This window comes from Nocardia thailandica NBRC 100428 (assembly GCF_000308795.1).
In the GTDB taxonomy this organism is placed as follows: domain Bacteria; phylum Actinomycetota; class Actinomycetes; order Mycobacteriales; family Mycobacteriaceae; genus Nocardia; species Nocardia thailandica.
Genome location: NZ_BAGK01000075.1, coordinates 1 through 5,711, shown reverse-complemented (window position 1 = coordinate 5,711; position 5,711 = coordinate 1). Strand labels below are relative to the sequence as shown.

At 74.2% G+C, this 5,711-nt stretch carries 4 protein-coding genes; all 4 read left to right on the top strand.

The window, feature by feature from the left end; all coding sequences use genetic code 11:
- Positions 1-225 precede the first annotated feature (225 nt).
- The 4 genes from ON36_RS08335 to ON36_RS08320 all read left to right on the top strand — a co-directional run bounded on the left by ON36_RS08335 (position 226) and on the right by ON36_RS08320 (position 5,643).
- Positions 226-1,332, top strand: coding sequence for a polyprenyl synthetase family protein (locus tag ON36_RS08335; protein WP_052313763.1), 1,107 nt, complete (start codon positions 226-228; stop codon positions 1,330-1,332).
- Between the two features lie 8 nt (positions 1,333-1,340).
- Positions 1,341-2,903, top strand: coding sequence for a phytoene desaturase family protein (gene crtI / locus ON36_RS08330; protein ID WP_043649924.1), 1,563 nt, complete (start codon positions 1,341-1,343; stop codon positions 2,901-2,903).
- Positions 2,904-3,004: 101 nt separating this feature from the next.
- Positions 3,005-4,687: an alpha-(1->6)-mannopyranosyltransferase A gene (locus ON36_RS08325; protein ID WP_083884991.1), complete on the top strand. Its 1,683-nt coding sequence runs from the start codon at positions 3,005-3,007 to the stop codon at positions 4,685-4,687.
- Positions 4,684-5,643 (top strand): phytoene/squalene synthase family protein, encoded by a 960-nt coding sequence (locus ON36_RS08320; RefSeq protein WP_043649922.1) that lies wholly within the window; start codon positions 4,684-4,686, stop codon positions 5,641-5,643. Before ON36_RS08325 ends, ON36_RS08320 begins: the two co-directional genes overlap by 4 nt.
- Positions 5,644-5,711: the final 68 nt, after the last annotated feature.

The window sequence follows — 5,711 nt, the reverse complement described above, 5'->3', positions numbered from 1 at the left end:
GGCGCGGGACGCCGCGGGCCCGCCCACCGGCCGGAATGCGCCCGTCGCGCGCCGCCCACGTATTCTGCGTCGGACGGCCTGTCGGCGTGCCACGCCCCGACACGCGCGACGGAGCGCGACCGGCCTCGAACCATCGGACAACCCGGATCTCGTCCACCGGGTCCCATCGCTCCCCGACGCAGGAGGCCCACCGTGCCCGCCGGAATCGATACCCCGCTCGCCGACGTGGTTCTCGACACCGATCTCGCCGGGCTCATCCCCGGGACGCCGGCGTTCGTCACCGCCGTGGAGACGGTGCTGACCCGGTTCTTCGCCTCCCGCCGCGTGCTGGTCGAACCGCTGGGCCCGGTGTTCACCGAGGCCGTCGACGCGCTCGAGCAGTTCGTGCTGCGCGGCGGCAAGCGCACCCGCCCCGCCTTCGCCTGGACCGGCTGGCTCGGCGCGGGCGGCGACCCGGCCGGCCCGCAGGCGGCCCCGGTGCTGGCGGCGTGCGCGGCCCTGGAACTGGTCCAGGCCTGCGCGCTGGTGCACGACGACATCATCGACTCCTCGCGCACCCGGCGCGGGTTCCCGACGGTGCACGTGGACTTCGCCGAGCGCCACCGCGCGGCGGGCCGCGCGGGCGACGGCGCCGACTTCGGTTCCGCGGTGGCCATTCTCATCGGCGACCTCGCGCTGGCCTGGGCCGACGACCTGGTCGACGAGGCGGGCCTCGAGCCCGCCGCGCGGGCGCGTTTCGCGCCGGTGTGGGCGGCGATGCGCACCGAGGTGCTCGGCGGCCAGCTCCTCGACATCAACGGCGAGGCGGGCGGCGACGAGACGGTGGCCGCCGCCCTGCGGATCAACCGCTTCAAGACCGCCGCCTACACCGTCGAACGCCCGCTGCACCTCGGCGCCGCGCTGGCCGGGGCCGACGACGCCCTCGTCGCGGCGCTGCGCACCTACGGCACCGACATCGGCATCGCCTTCCAGCTGCGCGACGACCTGCTCGGCGTCTTCGGCGACCCGGCGGTCACCGGCAAACCCTCCGGCGACGACCTGCGCGAGGGCAAGCGGACCGTCCTGATCGCCGAGGCGCTGCGGCGCGCCGACGCCACCGACCCCGCCGCCGCGGCGCTGCTGCGGGCCGGCCTCGGCACCGACCTCGACGACGGCACCGTCGACCGGCTGCGGACCCTGCTCACCGACCTCGGCGCGGTCGACGAGGTCGAGCGGCGCATCGCGGCGCTCACCGAGTCCGGCCTGGCCGCGATCGCCGCCAGCTCGGCCACCCCCGCCGTCAAGGACCTGCTGCGTTCCATGGCGCTGGCCGCCACCCGGCGCGCGGCCTGAGGCGCGGCATGAAGAGCGTCGTCGGCAACACCGAACACGTCGTCGTGGTCGGCGCGGGCCTGGCCGGACTCTCGGCCGCCCTGCACCTGCGTGGCGCGGGCCACCACGTCACCGTCCTCGAACGCGCCGATCACCCCGGCGGGCGGGTCGGCCGCTACCGTTTCGCCGACTACGAGATCGACAACGGCGCGACGGTCCTCACCCTGCCCGAACTCATCGACGAGGCCCTCGGCGCGGTCGGGCACACCCGCGACTCGCTGCCGACGCCGCTGCGCATCCACCGGCTCGGCCCGGCCTATCACGCGCGCTTCGCCGACGGCTCCGACATCCGCGTCTACAGCGACCCCGACGAGATGGCCGCCGAGGTCGCCCGCGCGTGCGGGCCGCGCGAGGCCGCGGGCTACCGCAGGCTGCGCGACTGGCTCGGCCGCCTCTACGACGCGGAATTCGCCGACTTCATCGACACCGACTTCGACTCGCCCCTCGACATGGTCGCCACCGCGCGGTCGCGGACCGCGCTGGCGCGGCTGACCCGGCTCGGCGGGTTCGGCAGGCTCGGCCCGCGCGTGCGCCGATTCCTCGAGGACGAGCGCCTGACCAGGCTGTTCACCTTCCAGGCCCTCTACGCGGGCACCAGCCCGGACCAGGCGCTCGCCGTCTACGGCGCCATCCCCTACATGGACACCTGCCTCGGCGTGTACTTCCCCGAGGGCGGCATGCGCGCGGTGACCGCGGCGCTGGCCGAGGCGTTCACCACCGCGGGCGGGCAGCTGGAACTGAACACCGAGGTCACGGGCATCGACTACGCGGACGGCCGGGCCAGGGCGGTGCGCACCGCCGACGACCGGCTCTTCGGCTGCGACGCGGTCGTGATCACCGCCGACCTGGGCTCGCTGCGGCGGTTCGGGCTGCGGCCGCGGCGCGGGCTGCGCGCCTCCCCCTCGGCCGTCGTCGCGCACGGCACCGTGCCCGCCGCGGTCGCCGCGCGCTGGCCGGTGCAGGCGCACCACACCATCGACTTCGGGGCGGCGTGGTCGGAGGTCTTCCGCGAGATCGTCGCGCGGCGCGGCCGCGGTCGGCTCATGAGCGACCCGTCGCTGCTGCTCACCCGGCCCGCGCTCAGCGATCCGGGGCTGATGATCCAGCGGGCCGACGGGCCCCACGAACCGTTCTCGCTGCTCGCGCCCTGCCCGAATCTGGTGGCCGCCCCCCTCGACTGGGACCGGCTGGCCCCCGCCTACCTGCGCGAACTGCTCCAGACCCTGGAGCGGCGCGGATACACCGGCATCGCCGAGGGTTTCCGCATCGACCACCTCGACACCCCGGCCACCTGGCAGGCCGCGGGCATGCTGGCCGGTACCCCGTTCTCGGCGGCGCATCTGTTCCGCCAGACCGGGCCGTTCCGGCCCCGCAACCTGCCCGGCGCCGGAAACGTCGTTCTCGCAGGTTGCGGCACCACTCCGGGGGTCGGCGTGCCGACCACGCTGCTGTCGGGGAAGCTCGCCGCCGCCCGCGTCACCGGCGACCGGACACGCACCGGAGCGGACCGGAGAGTTGGTGTTCGCGGATGAAGCCGTAAACTGACGCCCGACTCATCCGCTCGCGGTTGCGACCGCCGACCTTCCTGGGGGACCGACCGCCGATGCCGCCCCCCGAGACGACCGTAGGCCCCATGGACACCACGCGCACCGTCACCGCCCCGACCGGCCCCCCGCCGTCGCGCACCACGCCCATCGGGACCGAGCACGGCGCCCGGTCCCGGTTGCGCACCACCGGCGACTTCCTCCGCAGCCCGGAGGGTCACGCGGCGCTGCTCGGCTTCGCGGGCGCGGCGCTGATCACCTTCGGCGGCTTCGGCGCGGGCGCGGTCCGCAAGCGCGACCCGCTGCTCGAGGCGCTGCACCTGTCCTGGCTGCGGTTCGGGCACGGCTACGCGCTGTCGACCATCCTCATCTGGGCGGGCGTGCTCATGATGATCACCGCGTGGGTCCGGCTGGGCCGCACCACGATCGGCACCGGCGGCGTCGGTTCGAAGGTGACCCCGAACGAGCTGCGCGCCATCGTCGGCATCTGGATCACGCCGCTGCTGTTCGCGGCGCCCATGTTCAGCCGCGACGCCTACTCCTACCTCGCCCAGGGCGCCCTGCTGCGCGACGGCTTCGACCCCTACCTGGTCGGCCCCGTCGCCAATCCCGGTGTGCTGCTGGACAATGTCAGCCCGGTCTGGACCACGACCACCGCCCCCTACGGCCCGGTGTTCCTGCTCATGGGCCGCGCCATCACCTCGCTCACCGGCGAGAACGTCATCGCAGGCACCATCGCGCTGCGCCTGGTCATGCTGCCGGGCCTGGCGCTGATGCTGTGGGCCGTGCCATATCTGACCAAGCACCTGGGCGGCAAACCCGCCGTGGCGCTGTGGCTGGCGGTGCTCAACCCGCTGGTGCTGGTCCACCTCATCGGCGGCGTGCACAACGAGATGCTCATGGTCGGCCTGATGTGCGCGGGCATCGCGCTCGTGCTCGAGCGCCACCACGTGGCGGGCATCGTCGTGGTCGCCATCGGCGTCGCGATCAAGGCCACCGCGGGCGTCGCGCTGCCGTTCCTGGTGTGGATCTGGATGCTGCACGAGAAGGAACGCCGCGCCGCCCAGCGCGCCGCCGAGCATCCCGACCAGGCGCCTGCCGAGGACCCCGGCCACCCCGACGCCGCGCGGCGCAGCCTGGACATGCCCCACCCCGTGCTCATGTTCGCCAAGATCGCCTCGCTGGGCATGGTCGTGTTCGCGGTGGTGTTCGTCGCCGCGTCCGCCCTGGCCGGCGTCGGTTTCGGCTGGGTGACCGCGCTGTCGGGCTCCAAGAAGATCATCAACTGGCTGTCGCTGCCGACCGTCCTCGCGCACATGATCACCTGGGTCACCCCGCTGCGCATGGACCAGGTCCTCGACGGCACCCGCGCCCTGTGCGCGGTCGCGCTGGTGGTCATCCTGGTGGCGACCTGGTGGCGGTTCCGCCACAGCGAGCGGGAGGCCGTCATGGGCATCCTCATCGCCTTCGTCGCCATCGTGCTGCTCTCCCCGGCCGCGCTGCCCTGGTACTACTCATGGCCGCTGGCCCTGGCCGCCGGGTTCGCGCTCTCGACCCGGACCCTGATGGTGCTGGTCGGCCTGTGCACCTGGCTGATGCTGGTCTTCCAGCCCGACGGCTCGATCGGCCTCTACAACTTCTGGCACGTCGCGCTGGCCACGTTCGCCTCGGTGGTCGCGGCCCTGTCGCTGCGCACCGTCGACCCGCTGCACCTCAACTCCTCCACGGTGCGGCCCGCCCGGGAGCCCGCGGCCGCGTCGCTGCCCGCATGAGCGGCGACGCGCTCCCCCTCGCCGCCCGTTCCGGTCCCGCCGCGCCCGACCTCGCCTCCGCCTATCGGCTGTGCGCGCGGATCGCCGCCGCCCACGGCCGCACCTACTTCCTGGCCACCCGGCTGCTGTCGCCGGACCGCCGCCCCGGCGTGCACGCCCTCTACGCGTTCGCCCGGGTCGTCGACGATCTGGTCGATCACCCCACCGAGGACCCCCGCTCCCCCACCGAGCAGGTCGACGAGCTCGCGGACCAGCTCTGGGCCACCCTGGACACGGGCGTCGTCCCCACCGGCCACCCCGTACACGCCCCGGTGCTGGCGGCCACCGCCGACACCGTGACCACCTACGCCATCGATCGCGCGCACCTGGAGGTCTTCCTCGACTCCATGCGCATGGACATCCCCGGCGCGCCCGGCTACCGGGCCGTCTATCCCACGATGGACGCCCTGCGCGACTACATGCGCGGCTCCGCGGCCGCCATCGGCCTGCAGGTGCTGCCGATCCTGGGCACCGTCGGACCGGTGCGCGACGCCGAACCGGCCGCCGCCCTGCTGGGCGAGGCCTTCCAGCTGACCAATTTCCTGCGCGACGTCGGCGAGGACCTCGACCGGGGCCGGATCTACCTTCCCGCCGACTGCCTCGCCGCGTTCGGCGTCGACGCGGACCACCTGCGGTCCTGTCACCGGGCCCGCACGGTCGACGCGCCGCTGACGCGCGCCCTGGCCCACCTGATCGCGCTCAACCGCGACCAGTACCGCCGCGCCGCCCCCGGCATCGACCTGCTCACCCCGCGGGTCCGCCCCGGCATCCGCACCGCGGCGGTGCTCTACGCGGGCATCCTGGACGAGATCGAGCGCGGCGGGTACCAGATCTTCACCCGCCGCGCGACGGTCCCGAACCGGCGCCGGATCGCCGTGGCCGCAACGACCTTCGTGGCCGCGCGGCTACGGCGCTGACCCTCAGAAGGGTTCGGCCATGGCCCGGCGCACCACTTCGCGCGCGAGCGGGCCGTGCAGGGCGTCCA

What these genes read in the sequence shown, in the direction of transcription:
- crtI (WP_043649924.1), top strand. Translation starts at nt 1,341, where the DNA reads ATGAAGAGCGTCGTCGGCAACACCGAACACGTCGTCGTGGTCGGCGCG.
- ON36_RS08325 (WP_083884991.1), top strand. Translation starts at nt 3,005, where the DNA reads ATGGACACCACGCGCACCGTCACCGCCCCGACCGGCCCCCCGCCGTCG.
- ON36_RS08320 (WP_043649922.1), top strand. Translation starts at nt 4,684, where the DNA reads ATGAGCGGCGACGCGCTCCCCCTCGCCGCCCGTTCCGGTCCCGCCGCG.